Below are 15,022 nucleotides of genomic sequence, written 5' to 3'. Positions count from 1 at the left end.
TGTGTTCAGGTCCAATAAAGGTCCGGGTACCACACGCCGCGTCGCAAGTGGTTACCCATGTTGGGAACAACATGATTTTGATCCAGCTCCTGAAAATCCAACACTTCGCAAACAACGAGTTCGTATTCAGGTGAGCCAGCCCCGTCCACGTGTTCCCTGACAAGATCTATCGCGTCCGCCTTACCCAGCGCGGTCACTCCTATTCCACGTTGGTGCACAAAATTGTCCGGCGGATTGGCCAGAATTATCCAATAAACTTTAAGCCGCGCATGCTTTGCCATCGATCGGGGCGTGAACATTTCCGAATCAGGCGACTTGTTAAAGTCGCATCAGGCACTCGAACACAGATTTATCTTTTCGATCATCGGTGTTGCCAATGAAAATGAGGGAAAAACTATCCTCATTCTCGGTATCAAATTCATGTTTGTATATATACCGACGCACGGCCCCTGGAAATTCTTCGGCCTCAATCCACACCGTCACGCTGTCCAACAAATCCGACCCCTCATCCGACGACATCGACACAATGACGTCATCAATGAGATCGTGCAGTGCCTCCGAATGTTGTCCGATGCAGATGACGTTTATTGCCCCCTTGGACAACAATCTCCTGATCGCATCCTCTAGCTTGTCAGAGAGCAGCTCTATCGGCCGCCATGCAGTGAGCAATAACGTGCTGTGGATTTCTTCGATTGAATCAATGCGGCATTCGGCATCCCCAATATCGCAAAAACAGAAGGGCGTACCGTCAGACATTATGTGGGTCATGAGCAGCAATCTCCGCAGGCAGAATAATTGGCCTTATGCCGGCCGTCCCTTGAAGCCCTTCGCGAGCAGGTACATCTCGACCGATTCGGCGCGCGAGGCGGGCGGCTTGATGTGGATGACCTGTTTGAAGTTCTTCTTCAGCATTGAAAGCAGGTCCGCCTCGGTGCCGCCCTGGAAGGTCTTGGCGAGGAAATGGCCGCCCTCCTTCAGAACATCGACGGCAAAATAGGCCGCCACCTCACACAGGTGCATCGTGCGCAGGTGGTCGGTGCGGCGGTGGCCGGTGGTCGGCGCCGCCATGTCGGAGAGGACAAGGTCCGGCGCGCCGCCGCAGGCCTCGATCAGCCTTTGCGGCGCGTCGTCGTCGAGGAAATCCATCTGCAGGAACTTCACGCCCGGCACCGGGTCCATCTCGAGGAAATCGATGGCCGCGACGCGCGGGTCCCCGTCGGTCGAATCCGTCACCTTGGCGGCGATCTGCGACCAGCTTCCGGGCGCCGAGCCGAGATCGACGATGCGCTTCGCGCCTTCGAGGATCTTGTGCTTGGCGTCGATCTCCAGGAGCTTGAAGGCGGCGCGGGCGCGGTAGCCCTCGAGCTGGGCGCGCTGCACGTAGGGATCGTTGATATGGCGCTCCAGCCAGCGCCTGGACGAGGCCTTGATCTTGCCGCGCTTCTTGATCTTCTGGCCGAGCTTGCGCCCGGTCCTGTTTCCCGAGGACGGGCCGCTCATCGGCTTTTCTCCCCCTCGCCCGGACGCTCGCCGCGCTTCGGCCCCTGCGGGCGCTTGTAATAGTTGCGCCGGCCTCGGCCGCGGCGCCAGATGCCGTCGGCGGCCATCATTTCCGTCAACAGCCCCTCGCGCAGCCCGCGGTCGGCGACGCGCAGGCGCTCCGACGGCCAGCGGCGGCGGATCGCCTCGAGGATGGCGCAGCCGGCGAGTACCAGGTCGGCGCGGTCGGAGCCGATGCAGGGATTGGACGAGCGGGCGTGGAAATCCCACGACAGAAGCTTTTGCGTCATGCGGTCGACGTCGCGGCTCGACAGCCACAGCCCGTCGACGCGGCGCCGGTCGTAGCGCGGCAGGTCGAGATGAACGCCGGCCAGCGTGGTCACGGTTCCGGAGGTGCCGAGCAGGTGGAAGACGCCCTCGCCGCCGCCGTTGCAGCCCGGGATCTCCGGGCAGCGGAAGCCCTCGAGCAGGTCGGAGACCTCCTCGACCATCTCGGCGAAGATCTTGTCGGTCACGTCGCGGCCGCCGTGGCGCTCCGACAGGGTGACGACGCCGACCGGCAGCGATGTCCAGGCGGCGATGTGGTTGGCCAGCCGGTTGGAGCGGCTGCCGGAGAGATCGATGGCGGCGATTTCCGACGAGCCGCCGCCGATGTCGAAGAGGACGACGCCGTCGGTCTCGCGCCCGACCAGCGACGAGCAGCCGGAAACGGCGAGCCGCGCCTCGGTCTCGCGGTTGACGATCTCCAGATCGAGCCCGGTCTCGTCCTTGACGCGGTCGAGGAACTCCGAGCCGTTCTTCGCCGAGCGGCAGGCCTCGGTGGCAATCAGCCGGTGGCGGCGCACCGGCCGGTTCTTCATCTTGGTGGCGCAGACCTTCAGCGCGTCGACGGCGCGGTCCATCGCCGCCTGCGAGAGTTCGCCGCTCGCCCCCAGGCCCTCGCCGAGCCGCACGATGCGCGAGAACGCGTCGACCACCCGGAACTGGCCGGGCTTGGTCGGCACCGCGACGAGCAGCCGGCAATTGTTGGTGCCAAGATCGAGCGCCGCATAGAGCGGCCCCTTCGGGTGCTGGCGCTTGTGCCGCCACGGATTGGAGGCGTGGCGGGCGTGTTGCTTCTCCCCGGCCGCGTGGTCGCGGCCGTTGCCGCGTTTCGCCTGCTTATTTTCCTGATTGTCCTGGGATTGCTGCTGCCCGGCTTCGCGCCCGTCGCCGCTCGAAGGCTGGCCGCCATCACCGCGTCCGCCCTTGCCGCGGCGCGACCGCCGGCGCCGCTTGCGGCCCTTTGCCGAGCCGTACGCGCCGTCCTGCGGCTCAGCGCCGGCGGGGCTGTTATTGACCTGTTCGGAGCGCCGGGATTCCGAGTCTTGCCCGGCATCCCTCGCGGCGTCGGCGTCGCGGCGGTCTTCGCCTGCTTCGCCCCCGGCAGCGGATCGGACGTTCGTTTCTCGCCCTGCTGCCTCGCCAGTTCTCAGCGCCCCATTTGCGGACGGCTCAGCGTCCTCATCGGGGTCTGTCACTTTGTTTCCTGTCGCGCCGCGCCAGCGAAATGCGGCAGCGGGCGCTTGTCTGTTCTGCGTTGCGGAAACTGTAACAGCGCCGTCATGGTTCGCCAAACGATTATTTGAATCGGCGTTAAACCGGCGCGGAAATAAATTTTGCACCGCCATTTACATGGCGTTATAATTCTGGCTATAACGCCGCCGCGCCGGCGGCGCTGATTGGGGAATAGGTTAACGGTAGACCCGCGGACTCTGACTCCGTTAGTCCTGGTTCGAATCCAGGTTCCCCAGCCAAACTGTATGACCTGTGGATAAATCTCCTTTAGGATCATTTCTGGACGCGATTTCTGCGGTCGTTTTTGCAAGTAAATCAAATGGTTGCCGGAAGGTCGCCTCAACCTCTCCCTGCCGCCAGATCGAGTTCGACAGCACCAGGTTCAGGAGCCGTTTTTTCTCGTGAGCTTCCTGTTTGGCGAAAAGTTCGCGGGCATTCCGGGCCAATTCGAGCAGCCTGACTCCATCGTCCATATATGAATGTTCGGCATCCGTATGCCGCTCGATCTCGCGCAACAACTTCACCTGATCTGTCTTCCACGCCTTGGCCATGCGATCATGGAAGGCCTGATCGATCCGCCCGTCGAGCTTGTCGAGATAAATGGCATTCAGCCGGTCCTCCAGCCGCTTGTATTCGGCCTGGCAGCGCTTGATGGCTTCCTCATGCTCGCGCCGCTCGTCCGCATGGCTGGCTTTGAGCGCCTCGCGCACCCATTCCAGCACTTCTTCGTCGAAATAGAGCTGATCCAGCAGCGCCGCGAATTGCGTCTCCAGCGCCTCCTCACGCACATATTTGCGCCGGCAGTCGGACGGGTTGCCGCGATTGCCGTCGGCATGGCCGGTGCAGTGGTAGTAGATGTATTTGCCCTTTTTGATTTCAGCCACGACGGCGCAGCCGCAATCGGCGCATTTCATGAGGCCGGAGAAGGCGAATTCGCGGCCATAGGAATGGATCGGCGTCGTGTTCCGCCCCGTCAGGACGCCCTGAACCCGCTCCCATAGTTCTATCGAAACCAACGGCTCGTGCCTGCCCTGGTGCAGTTTGCCGTTCCACTCGAACATTCCCGAATAGAGACGGTTGCGCAGGATGGCGTGGATCGTGCTGACCGGAACGCGGTTGCCGCTCCTCGGGTAGACAAAGCCGTCGGCATGGGCCGCCCTGGTGAGTGCCTTCAGCGAATAATGGCCGGTCGCATAGCGCTCGAACAGCCTGGTGACCATGGGCGCCATCGCCGGATCCGGCTCGATGATCTTCTTGCCGTCCTTCGCGGTGACGTTGAGATAGCCCAGCGGCGCCCTGGACGGCCAGATGCCCTGTTCGGCCTTCTCCATCTGCCCCTTGCGCGCCTCCTCGGAGAGGTTGTCGATATAGTTCTTCGCCATCAGCACCTTGATGCCGTGCATGAACTTTTCCGATGAGCGAGAATTGGCCGAGAGGACCGTGCCCTCCTTGGCGAGGTGTATCTCGATATCCAACTCGTCAAGCGTCACCCAATCCTTGAGGTTGCGATAGAGCCGGTCGGTTTTCTCCACCAGCACCACCCGCACGCCAGGATGCTTGCGCAGATATTTGATCATCTCGCCGAAGTTGGTGCGCCCGGTGCTCTTTGCCGTTTCGACGTCTATATACTCCTCGACGATCCTGAAGCCGTTCTGTGCCGCATAATCGCGCAGCAACTTGGATTGCGCCGGGATGGAGAAGCCTTCTTTCTCCTGCTCTTTCGACGATACCCGCGCATAAAGCAGCGCCTTGACGGTCTGATTCGGTTCGGAGGAAGTCTGAACGTTCTTGCGAGCGGTGTTTTTGATGCGTCGCGCCATGGATGAATTCCTTTACAGCCAGATTTCGTGTTTGGGGCATGCGCCCCCGGATCACGGCTGCGTCGCTCATCATCTGTTTTGTTTGTTTACTTCACCGCTTCCTGAAGCATAAACGCAATTGTTTCTGCTTCAAGGGAAAACGGCAAATTCAAGTCTGACGATGATTTCATGTCCCGTGATGCTTGCCGTCAAGACGGAAGCATCATTCCTCGGCCGGATCAGAATCCCGCGATTCCTGTTCCGCCTGGTTCCATTCGCCAAGAATGCGAAAGAACCCCGTCACATTCTCGATCATCTCACGCGCGTCTTCCCTGGTGAGCGGCCGATCCGTGCGGGTCTGGAAAATCTCGATCGTCCTATCCAGAAACGACTCATCAATGGCGCGATGCGACGGCGGAACGGAAACAGCTTCCGCATGGCCGTTTGCTCTCGCACCCCGATTACGCCGCCGATCCGTCATCTCGTCCAGCCCCCGAATACGCGGAAGAAGCTTCCGCCGGACAAGAACGAGAATGCTACAGGGCATGAAAAACGCTTATATCCTTTATATACGACGATGCGCGCCCGAGGACGGAATTGCATTAACTCAGCTTGCCTTGGCAACTCGGGTTGCCGCGCGGGTTTTCGAATATTTCGAAGTCCTGCAGGTCGGCAGGGAATTCGAGTCCGCTCCGTTCGTATATCCAGTCCGCGATTTCCGCAAAGACACGCTTCAAGCACGCCTCATCAAGGTGCGAGCCTTAAGTGTAAAGTCCAGATCTTCGGAGAACCGGTACGTTTCAAAGTAGCACTTCTTCAGGCATGCCTTTAAAGACCCAGCTATCGGTAAGCTCTTTATGAGCAAAAATACCGGCAAGCGCCCAGCCGAGCGCATAGTCCTTCTCGACAACATGTGGCGTAAGCCGTAGCGTCCTGGCGATGCCAAGTAATTCCGGCTTACCAATCATGGGGCACCGCCTTTCAGCCAACTTGACGGTACACGCAGCCGCCAGCGCGTGACCAGCCGGTCGCACACCAGCGTGGGATCGAGCTTGGCATGGCCCTTGGTCAAGCGGATATTGGCCTGCTTGACCAATACCCGCCCGTCCGGATGTCGCTCGGCCAGAAAGCCGAGCCGCTTGATTGATGCCATCGAGTTCCATACCCCAATCAGGCATCAAATTAAACGATGCAACAAGGCGGCCCTCCGCGAATGCTCTGATGTCCGCTGTCAAGGTTTGGCACGTCGAATATCCGGCCGATCCAGAACGAGGAGGAGATCGGCTGTTCATGATATTGATCGCGCATGGGTGGAGGCGGAACTGAAGGACGTCGGTGATCAAGCTCTGATGCGCGGGTTGGCTACCGCATTTCCGATTGTGCGTCCGGGTCTGTTCCTGTCTTACAGCGGGCGTCGGCCAGTAGCCGGCCACAAAGCATTCGACGGACATTTCCCTGCCGTGGTCCCGCCTCCGCCCATGCGCGAGTTTCGTGTTGCCACAAGGGCAAGATCAGCTTGCCTGCGCCTCCCTGGCAATGGCCCACATGAAGCCGGCCAGTTCGCGGGCGACCGCAGTGCAGACCACCGTTGGCCGCTTGCCGCGTCCACTCAGCATGCGGTATCGGGCCGTCAAGCGGTTCTGCGCCTTCCATGCGATCTCGCGCACGCGCGGTGACGCCTGCTCCAGTCTGTACAGCTTCTTTACGCCGACCCTGGGCGGATGCCGATAGGCCCAGGCACTCTCAACCAGCATATGGCGCACCCGGCTGTTTCCTGCCTTGGTGATGCCGCCGCGCCTGATAGTGTCGCCAGTCGAGCGCTCACCGGGAACGAGGCCGAGATATCCCATGAGCTGGCGCGGACTTTCGAACCGGCTCACGTCGCCAACTTCGGTGACGAATGTCACAGCGACGATCAGATCCACGCCACGCAAGGTCTGTAGCGCTCGTACGACCGGTGCCAACGACCAGGCCGGAACGAACTCCTCGATGGTGCGCTCCAGCCGTTCAACCCGCTCTTTGGAGATGCGTACGGCTTCAACCATTTCCTGCAGCGCGATCTGGTGCGCCGGGTGATCGAACACCTGTTCCTGCAACCAGCGCAAATAGCGCATCGTCCAGCCTTTCTTGCGCGGATAGACGCGGCCGTGCTTGAGCATGAAAGCGCTCACCTGCTGGCGATGGACCCGCAGCATCTCGACCGCTGCCGACCGTGCGCGGACGAGATCCCGCATCGCCTCGTGGCCTGCATCGGGAACCCACACCGCAGTAAGCTCGCCGGCACGCAAAAGCCGGGCGAGCGAGAGAGCGTCCCGGCGGTTCGTCTTCACCCGGTCGCCAGGCTTCCTTGGGATCAGCGACGGGGCGACGACCGTGCATTCATGCCCGAGAGAACGGATGAGCCGATAGAGCCCATAGCCTGTCGGTCCGGCCTCATAGCAAAAATGCAGTCGATCAAATCTGTCGGCGATCCGCTGAATGGTCCGGCGCATGCTTGCGACACAAGCGTCAACTTCTCCGAAGAAGCGAACCTCTCCCTCACGGCCCGCATCGGCAATCGCGATGGCGTTTCTCAATTTGGCAACATCGATTCCGACAAATGCTTCTCTATAATCTGCCACGGCTCGTCCTCCTGTGATGAGGATCGGCTCAGCCCGTCCGAGCAACCCTCGAACGTGCAGTGTAGGGCGAGCCACCTCAACGGTAGAAACGGACATACGGTCTTACGATCCAGTGCCAGTTCTCGCGGTGTCGGCTGTTGAGCGAAGCGTTCCCAGTGGTGGTGGAAACCGGGCCACCGCAAGGCGGTGAGCATGGTCGGTAATGCGTCGACGTCAAATTCAGGGTCCAATACAGCAATCGCAGCCACTACTGCTCAGTATCAGCGAGTTCCATTTCAATAAGAAACCGGGACGGTTGTTTTGACCAACCTCGATACTCCTGCGATCTACTGATTATGAGACACTCTTTCGCACGAGTGATGGCAACAAAGCAATTCCTGCGCTCCTCTTCCATTTCAGGACTGCTGTCACCTTTCTGGCGGCTTTGGTAGGAGGGAAGAATGTCTTCGGCCATGCCAATTAGATGAACGGTGTCGAATTCACGCCCTTTGGCAGCATGCACAGTCATAAGTGTAACCGTACCCGGCTGAGGTGTCGGTTCTTTCGAACGGAGCTGAAGTTCTTGCAGAAACTGGTCCAATGGAGCTTGCCCACCTACGTGCATGGCGATGTCCCGACCGATTTCAGTCCATGCCTTCAAATCCTGCGAAAGGTCTCGATCCGGTTCATCTCCATCAAGCGTCGCCCGGAACTCTGTAATCAAATCCCTTAACATCTTCTTTGCTGCGAACGGCTCATCCGCTAATCGGCCTGCCATTTCCAGGAGTTTTGAGTGTTTATCATCGGAGATGATTTGCTTGGCAGCATTCAACCACGTGCCAAAATAACCGTGACCCGTCGCTTCCGCATCAGCAATGACTTGATCTACAGATACCTCGATGCCGGCAATCCGATTAAATGCCTCGATCAGGACAGTGATGTTTCGGTTATCGAGCGGCCTAACGGTCTGTACCAGACAAGCTACGAGCCAACGAAATTCGGGTGACAAAAAGTCGTCGCGTCTTTGCGCTATAACTGCCTGCACTCCTTTTTCTTGCAGTGCCTGATGGATCTTTTCCAACAGTGAGCGATTGCGCGCCAAAACCGCGGTTTGTCCCCACTCCGTTCGATCACGTCGGCTGATCATTAAGGCAACACCCTCAGCCTCTTCCTCTTGGGATCCATACACAAGAAGCTGTATGTGCTCGGACTCTGGAAACTTCAGCTTAGTCTTTCCGGCCTGAAGCGGTTTCTTTGCTTCAGTGCGGTGCGCATTGTAGGAGACCAGCTTGTTTGCAGCCTCGACTATGGATGGCGGGCAACGATAATTTGTTGGGAGTTGTATCAACTCAACTCCAAAATCACTTCGCAGTCTCTGGATTTGTCGGAAGCTTGCACCGTTCCACTGGTAGATGATCTGATCGTCGTCTGCCACCGCAAACACATTCTGGAATTCGTCTCCGGCTAGCGCATGTATCAATCGGTACTGCGCATCATTTGTGTCCTGGAACTCATCGAGCAGCCAGTAGGGATGGGACCGCCGGTATCTGGCCGCAATTGCTGGAAATTTCGTAATCAGCCGATGCGCTTCAAAAATCAAAGAATTGAAATCCAACACGTTTAGTTGGTGTAGATCATTCTCATATGCTTTGTAGGTCATAGCAATACGAGCCTTGTCGTCGAAACGCGACAATTTTGACTCGGCTTCCTCCGGGCCAATCAGCAACGACTTCAATTGATCTATGATTTTCAGATATCGGACATCATCTACCGAGAGTGGCTGACCTTCGCCGGCTGCGCGCTTGAGAGCATCTTCGAGCACAACTTTGCGATCATCCAGCTGCGAATAAATCGCAAAGTCGGGTTTGATATTGAGGTGAACGCCGTGCTGCCGGAGGATTTGCCCACAAAAGCTATGAAAAGTGCCTATATTGGCCCTTTCCTCAAGTCCGGGTACGAAACCAGCCACGCGTTCCTTCATTTCATCAGCGGCTTTGTTCGTAAAGGTGAGAGCCAGCACCCGAAAACTCTTCTCACGAGAAGCGTCTAGCAACCTTGCTATTCGGCAAGTAAGAACCTGTGTCTTGCCGGACCCAGGACCGGCCAGCACAAGCATGGCCCCCTCGTTCCAATCAACGGCTCGTTTTTGAATCTCTGTTAATTTTATGCGAGTTGCATCAAGTAGATTATCGGTCATGCAAGACCTCTCAATCCGCCTATCGCGTCACGAAAGGTCTGTGGCATCCTTGCGGCAAGTTCCGGATTGCCCCGCAACATAGCCGCAAGCTCAGCTGCATAATGCACCTTACTGTTTCCCAGCCGTAGTTCAAGCGTAGGCCTGTCGATGGTCATCGCATCAGCTTGCCCTGTATTGTTTAGAGCTGTGCGCAGTTCTGGTTCTAGGCCGTCCGCCAACAATTGGCCTTCAAGGTCTCCGTTAGGGTGCACTGCACATCTTTGATCGACATATGCATCATCAAAGTCCCGATCCTTGATCGATTGGATGTACTGGTTGCCAGCCTGATCTCCGTCAAATACGGCACACCAAGGTATGCCAAATGCCCTGGCCAATGCTGCAAACGTCGCGGGATTGCCGTTGTTCATGGCATCAATCAAAGACACCCCATGCTCATCGAGGTCGTAGTCTAATTCACGCGCAAGAGCGTGTACGATTAGATACTCCGCTTGGCCTTCTACAATGAACCAACGATGAGCAAAGAATATTTCGCCGCGAATTCTCCTTGCATAAGTTTCAAGTGCTTTCAGTTCATCGTCAGAAATGAACTGTTGTGATCGGTCCTTTAGATCGTGGAGGACGCCAGATATTACCGCCCGATCAGCATGGATGCCGTAGCAAGTTAGCAAATCTCGATACAATGGCTCTTCGAGCTTTCCGCCAACCGTCAGGGTTTGTGTCGCCGTATCGAAGTCCAGTAACTGCGCGTTGTTGCCGACCAACGCTGCAAGTTCGGCGTTGTCTGGAACCTGTACGGAAAAGCTTGGAGGCAACCATCGGACTTCCGTGCCATCCTCCGTGAGCCGGACAAGCCTAATGTCACGAAACGGAACATGCTGAACAAAATAGGGCGAATGCGTTGTTATAATCTTTTGGCCTGGAAGTTCGTTGACATGCGCCCACAGCGTTCGCGCCGCTTGCGGATGCAGATGAGTTTCAGGTTCTTCGAGCGCCAACACTGGCACGCTATGTTCCTCGTAAAGCTCGGCAAGAAGATGCTCTACGAAAGCCTGAAAAAGGAATACGACCGACAGGCTTTGGACGCCTTGGCCGTGTCTTTGGAGTGGCAGCCAGGGCCAGTCCGGTTCGTTACGCAAGATGATTTCTGCTTTCGAAAGCAGGTCCCACGACTTGAGGGGGACAAGGCGCAAATCAACGCTTCCAGCACGATCTCTTGCCGCAACCCTTGTCGCCCCTGACAAGACATCCGCGACCTGTGCCAGTCTCGGGTCTGCTTGGAGCAGCTTGCGATTTAAGATATCCAGAAGTCGCTGTACACGAGCCTCCAGGGCAGAAGGAATTTCCATCGCTTTGAGGAGGCGTCCCCAGAATTGTGAACGGGACGAAAATTCATCGTCGGCATCACGAAGTGCACCTAGGTAAAACACGGGCAAATACTGCCAGAAACGCTCCAAATTCACGCGCCGGCCTGATCGGCCTACTAGCGGCGCACGAGCAGCATTTAAAAACTCCCATGCAGGCAGGAAGGCGGCGTCTGCTGCGTTCCATACGCAACTTGCTCTAAGCGTGATAAAGCTCTTTCCAGTGACGGCATCAAGTTGCGAAATGTCATCGAGGTCTTGCTGCAATTCATCCGGCCACTCACCCGGTTGCTCTTCCTCAGTGCGTATTTCTATAGAGACGCCAGGGGAAACCTTCGGATCATCTGACTCCGTCGCGAGGTGAATATCATACTCGGTGAAACCGGTGCCACGTTGTCCCCATTTCCTAGTGAGCGCTATTCGAACTGCGTCAAGAATTGCAGTCTTTCCGGAATTATTGGGGCCGATGAAAACCGTCGTCTTACCTAACTCAAGATTAAGGTTCTTGATCGAGCGAAAATTCTGAATCCGCAGTTCTGTAACTCTCATTAGCATGCGCGCCCTACAAGAGCCGGTCGCCAATTGAGGGCAAGTTCATTTATAATCGCTGTGGTTGGTCCCCTCATTCACACCTACCGCGCCAAAGCGTTTCGGATACGCTTGCAGAATTCTTCACGTGCGGGCGCACTCTTATAGAGCACCGCATTCTGCAGATTAGTGTGGTGCGTTCCTTCAACCTTATCCAAGGTGAGTTTCTTTCGCCCTAGGTTGGCATCATCGTCCTCAAATTTGTACGACATGAAGATGATATTGACCTGAGGCGTATCGATGTCTGTCTGCCTCATAAAATCTGCGTCGTTACAAATGTAATTGTAGACAGCGTCCTGGATGACGGCGACGACCTTGGTGCCCCAATGATGGTGGTAGTAGCCCTTGCTGATCAACTGATTGATGTAGCGCTTATAGACGTTCTTCCAGTTCAAGCCGTAGGTCGGTGACTTCTCCATATGCTCACCTGCAACCAGAGCGTCGTAGGCCGAACGCACTGAACCCGTGATATCGATTGCCTGCAATTCGACCGACAAAAACTGGTTTATATCTTCGCCGTCCGGGGTATCAGCAATGACAAAATCAACATTACCGAACCCTTCCATCTTCACTTCGCTAGCGATGCGCGGGTTGACCGGCTTCTCACCCGGCCAGACGTGCTCTATGACGTCTTGCAAAAAATCGATCGCGTAAAATCGCTTGGGGCAAACACAAACGGGAGCGCGGGATGTTTTCTGCCTGATTGTGCAAACAGGATAAGGGTTGTTCGTATTGGCAGTGCTGCGTTTGACGCAGGCCCGACCAATAAAGGGGCAAAAATAACCTTCAGTTCCTGGATCAAAACCGATGATTGCACGTTTTCCTAAAACCTCTTCAATGTAACTTGCCGGATCATACACGACATGGTCCTTTGTTAACTTGCCAAGGCGAGATCATTCTGGCTGTTGTCGCGTACATCTATAGCATCGGCTCTAAGTACAGCCTCTCCAATTTTTCGGCCAAGCAAAGGCGGAACCGCGTTGCCAACCTGAACGTACTGTTCGGTCCTCGGCCCTTCAAAACAGAACCAGTCAGGGAAGGACTGAATACGGGCAGCTTCACGGACTGTGATTGATCGGTCTTGTTCTGGGTGCAGATATGCTCCCCAATGCAAATCGCACTTGGTTAAGATCGTGCAGGACAGGCCGCTCCACGACATGCGCCCGTAGCGTTTTGTATGGTCGCATCGCCGCGCACGCTTCATGCCATCTGGCAATAGTTCGAACGGAATATCCCGCCAACTGCCCCCCTGCGGAATATGCTTCATACGCTCCATGTTAATCGGTGCAAGGCGCGGCGCTGAATGGTTTAGAACCTCGGCTGAATTGCCGCGCAGCAACTTCTGGTAATCCGTTTCGGGTGCCGTTAGGTAACCGGTGCCACCGTTATCTTCGCCGTTCTCTAATTCTGGTAGATCACCGATTGCATCGAAGATGGTCGTAAACGGCGTTAAACCCTCTCCGTGTGTAGCCTCCGGAAACAGGATTGGCTTACCCAGCTTGTTGCCGATGAACACGATGCGGCGGCGTTCCTGAGGCACGCCATATTCTTCGGCGCGCAATATCTGTTTGTCCACCGTGTAGCCGAGCTTCTCGAGTCCGCTCAATATCGCTTTCACTGCTGCGCCCTGACCGGCTGATGTGATGCCGGTGACGTTCTCCATAACAACCCAATTCGGTTCCAGCTCTTCAACCATGCGCAGGTATTCTTTGAAGAGTTGGCTACGGTCATCATGCATGCCGCGCTGGTGGTTATAGACGCTGAACGCCTGACAGGGCGGACCCCCAATTAAACAATCCAGTTGACCTTTCTTGAGGCCGGCGGCCTTAAGAAGTGCACCGGTGGTAATGTCCTGAATGGGACCACCAAGGAATTTTGCCTCGCTATGAGTCTTGGCAAAAGTCGCCCCTGCCCATTCATCAAAGTCGTTTCCAGCAAGAATGTGGAAACCCGACTGGCGGAAACCCTCGGACAGGCCCCCAGCTCCGCAAAAAAGATCAATGGCTGTGAATTCCCCGCCTTTAGCCATTCGATGTTTTCCTTTCCGGCACTCTCTTGTTTGCCAAAGGCAATTGGAGTTGCCCGTCCTTCTGCCTCTTAATGAACTCAGCGACCGCATGCCGCGTAAGCCAAGACAATGAGACATCGTATCTGGATGCCATTGTCTGTAGGGCTTCATGGTCCGCCTCTGATAGGCTTACCGTGATGCGCGGCCCCTTCTTCACTTTGACCATTGTAAATGTTCTACTTTTGTTCGGCAAGCTGATTCTTCACCTTGCATCAAGGTGCATCACTTTGCATTCTGTTTCAACAAACATGAACTCAGGCCGGAACCTGCATTGTGGATAGGGTCAGCAAGGAAGTTCGCAGCGCGAACATGCGGAAGATCAAGAGTAAGGGCATGAAGCCCGAGATGCTTGTACGAAGGCTTGTGCATGGCCTCGGATATCGATACCGGCTCCACCGTCAAGACCTACCGGGCAGGCCTGACTTGATTTTCTCCAACCGTAAAAAGGTGATCTTTGTGCATGGCTGTTTCTGGCACAGCCATCGCGATCCAAATTGTCCAATCGCGCACAAACCGAAATCGAACCTGTCGTATTGGGAACCCAAACTCGAACGCACAAAGGAGCGAGATATGCAGAACGTAAAACGCCTCGAAGAGATGGGCTGGCAGGTTCTTGAGATTTGGGAGTGCGAACTCAAGGACACAGTAGAACTGGCGCACCGAACTCGGCGTTTTCTCGATGGATGATATCAGTGAGATCCTCCAACAATGCTCAGAACTCCCCAACTACAGTCAGCTTCACGCACAATTCTGCCACCGGTTGCTGGTTTTGCAGATGTCCGGTCAGGCTGGCCGCACTTGCAGCAATCTGAAGTCAGTGTGAAGGCCGGTCGCCACCGGGCACATGGTTCTTTGCCGGGTCTGCGAATGCCACCCCCAAGATGGGCGCCCGTGTAGTACGTACCGGTCTGGAGAGCCGCCAGAGCCGTTGGTTTACCGCCTGAAGGCTGCATCGCCGGCGCGGGACGGACGAGCGTTGCGGGCCAGCTTTCCGGGGCCGTCTGTCCGCTGACGGTATTCGTCTTCATCCTGGCAACAGCCCTTTGCTTGCGCTTCTGGCGTTCGGTTCTGATCACATGCCACTGGCATGTGATCCCTGCCCTTTGGGCAGTCGGCCTTCACCCCTTTGCGCCTTGGCGAAGGTGCGGTCGCTTTCGAGGAAGGCCTCGAGCATGAAGGGGATGAGATCGGCGACGGATTCGGTTTCGCCGTAGGTGGCGCGGTAAAGGGCGGCATTATCCGGACTCTTTGTACCTGTCTCATCATGGCGCGGCGTTTCCACGACTGCCGTGCTTGCGGGGGAGCACGCAAACGTCCGGGTCAACCGTTCCCGCAGGGCTTGCCCGAGGACA

Annotated in this window: 14 protein-coding genes and 1 tRNA gene; 2 read left to right on the top strand and 13 right to left on the bottom strand. The window is 56.6% G+C overall.

Going from position 1 to position 15,022, the window contains the following annotated elements; translation table 11 throughout:
- Nucleotides 1–318: 318 nt before the first annotated feature.
- From E4M07_RS22215 to E4M07_RS22205, 3 genes are read right to left on the bottom strand one after another with little or no spacing between them, the layout of a single operon-like run.
- Nucleotides 319–768 carry a hypothetical protein gene (locus tag E4M07_RS22215; protein ID WP_136660609.1) on the bottom strand — a complete coding sequence of 150 codons (450 nt, stop codon included), beginning with the start codon at nt 766–768 and terminating at the stop codon, nt 319–321.
- A 33-nt stretch (nt 769–801) separates the two neighbouring features.
- Nucleotides 802–1,500, bottom strand: a complete 699-nt coding sequence (locus tag E4M07_RS22210) for an RlmE family RNA methyltransferase (protein WP_136660608.1) — start codon at nt 1,498–1,500, stop codon at nt 802–804.
- On the bottom strand, nt 1,497–3,020 hold the full coding sequence (locus E4M07_RS22205; RefSeq protein WP_136660607.1) for a Ppx/GppA phosphatase family protein: 1,524 nt from the start codon (nt 3,018–3,020) through the stop codon (nt 1,497–1,499). Before E4M07_RS22205 ends, E4M07_RS22210 begins: the two co-directional genes overlap by 4 nt.
- Nucleotides 3,021–3,222: 202 nt before the next feature.
- On the opposite strand from E4M07_RS22205, the gene E4M07_RS22200 reads away from it, so the two are divergent.
- A tRNA-Gln gene (locus E4M07_RS22200) sits at nt 3,223–3,296 on the top strand.
- Here the strand turns inward: E4M07_RS22200 and E4M07_RS22195 are convergent.
- From E4M07_RS22195 to E4M07_RS22155, 9 genes are all read right to left on the bottom strand, one after another.
- Complete coding sequence (locus E4M07_RS22195; protein WP_136660606.1) at nt 3,264–4,877, bottom strand: recombinase family protein; 1,614 nt, start codon at nt 4,875–4,877, stop codon at nt 3,264–3,266. The genes E4M07_RS22200 and E4M07_RS22195 overlap by 33 nt on opposite strands.
- Before the next feature lie 202 nt (nt 4,878–5,079).
- Nucleotides 5,080–5,337 carry a hypothetical protein gene (locus E4M07_RS22190; protein ID WP_136660605.1) on the bottom strand — a complete coding sequence of 86 codons (258 nt, stop codon included), beginning with the start codon at nt 5,335–5,337 and terminating at the stop codon, nt 5,080–5,082.
- A gap of 319 nt (nt 5,338–5,656) precedes the next feature.
- Nucleotides 5,657–5,824 (bottom strand): hypothetical protein, encoded by a 168-nt coding sequence (locus E4M07_RS29590; RefSeq protein WP_246660558.1) that lies wholly within the window; start codon nt 5,822–5,824, stop codon nt 5,657–5,659.
- Complete coding sequence (locus E4M07_RS22180; protein WP_136660604.1) at nt 5,821–6,009, bottom strand: hypothetical protein; 189 nt, start codon at nt 6,007–6,009, stop codon at nt 5,821–5,823. Before E4M07_RS22180 ends, E4M07_RS29590 begins: the two co-directional genes overlap by 4 nt.
- A gap of 358 nt (nt 6,010–6,367) precedes the next feature.
- Nucleotides 6,368–7,573 carry an IS110 family transposase gene (locus E4M07_RS22175; RefSeq protein ID WP_246660557.1) on the bottom strand — a complete coding sequence of 402 codons (1,206 nt, stop codon included), beginning with the start codon at nt 7,571–7,573 and terminating at the stop codon, nt 6,368–6,370.
- A gap of 151 nt (nt 7,574–7,724) precedes the next feature.
- Nucleotides 7,725–9,653, bottom strand: coding sequence for an ATP-dependent helicase (locus tag E4M07_RS22170; RefSeq protein ID WP_136660602.1), 1,929 nt, complete (start codon nt 9,651–9,653; stop codon nt 7,725–7,727).
- Complete coding sequence (locus E4M07_RS22165; RefSeq protein ID WP_169054343.1) at nt 9,650–11,563, bottom strand: AAA family ATPase; 1,914 nt, start codon at nt 11,561–11,563, stop codon at nt 9,650–9,652. The genes E4M07_RS22170 and E4M07_RS22165 overlap by 4 nt, the downstream gene beginning before the upstream one ends.
- 83 nt (nt 11,564–11,646) lie before the next feature.
- Nucleotides 11,647–12,462, bottom strand: coding sequence for a NotI family restriction endonuclease (locus E4M07_RS22160; RefSeq protein WP_136660600.1), 816 nt, complete (start codon nt 12,460–12,462; stop codon nt 11,647–11,649).
- A gap of 14 nt (nt 12,463–12,476) precedes the next feature.
- Nucleotides 12,477–13,631, bottom strand: a complete 1,155-nt coding sequence (locus E4M07_RS22155; RefSeq protein WP_136660599.1) for a DNA cytosine methyltransferase — start codon at nt 13,629–13,631, stop codon at nt 12,477–12,479.
- Nucleotides 13,632–13,943: 312 nt separating this feature from the next.
- Between E4M07_RS22155 and vsr the strand changes: the two genes are divergently transcribed.
- The gene (vsr, locus tag E4M07_RS22150; protein ID WP_136660598.1) at nt 13,944–14,357 is read left to right on the top strand and encodes a DNA mismatch endonuclease Vsr; all 414 of its coding nucleotides are present in this window, start codon (nt 13,944–13,946) and stop codon (nt 14,355–14,357) included.
- A 385-nt stretch (nt 14,358–14,742) separates the two neighbouring features.
- Here the strand turns inward: vsr and E4M07_RS22145 are convergent, their stop codons facing one another.
- Nucleotides 14,743–14,952 carry a DUF2274 domain-containing protein gene (locus E4M07_RS22145; RefSeq protein ID WP_246660566.1) on the bottom strand — a complete coding sequence of 70 codons (210 nt, stop codon included), beginning with the start codon at nt 14,950–14,952 and terminating at the stop codon, nt 14,743–14,745.
- Nucleotides 14,953–15,022 lie beyond the last annotated feature (70 nt).

Source organism: Nitratireductor sp. XY-223 (genome assembly GCF_004959855.1).
Classification (GTDB): domain Bacteria; phylum Pseudomonadota; class Alphaproteobacteria; order Rhizobiales; family Rhizobiaceae; genus Hoeflea_A.
Note: the sequence above shows the minus strand (reverse complement) of the source record. Positions and strands in the feature narration are given on the sequence as shown.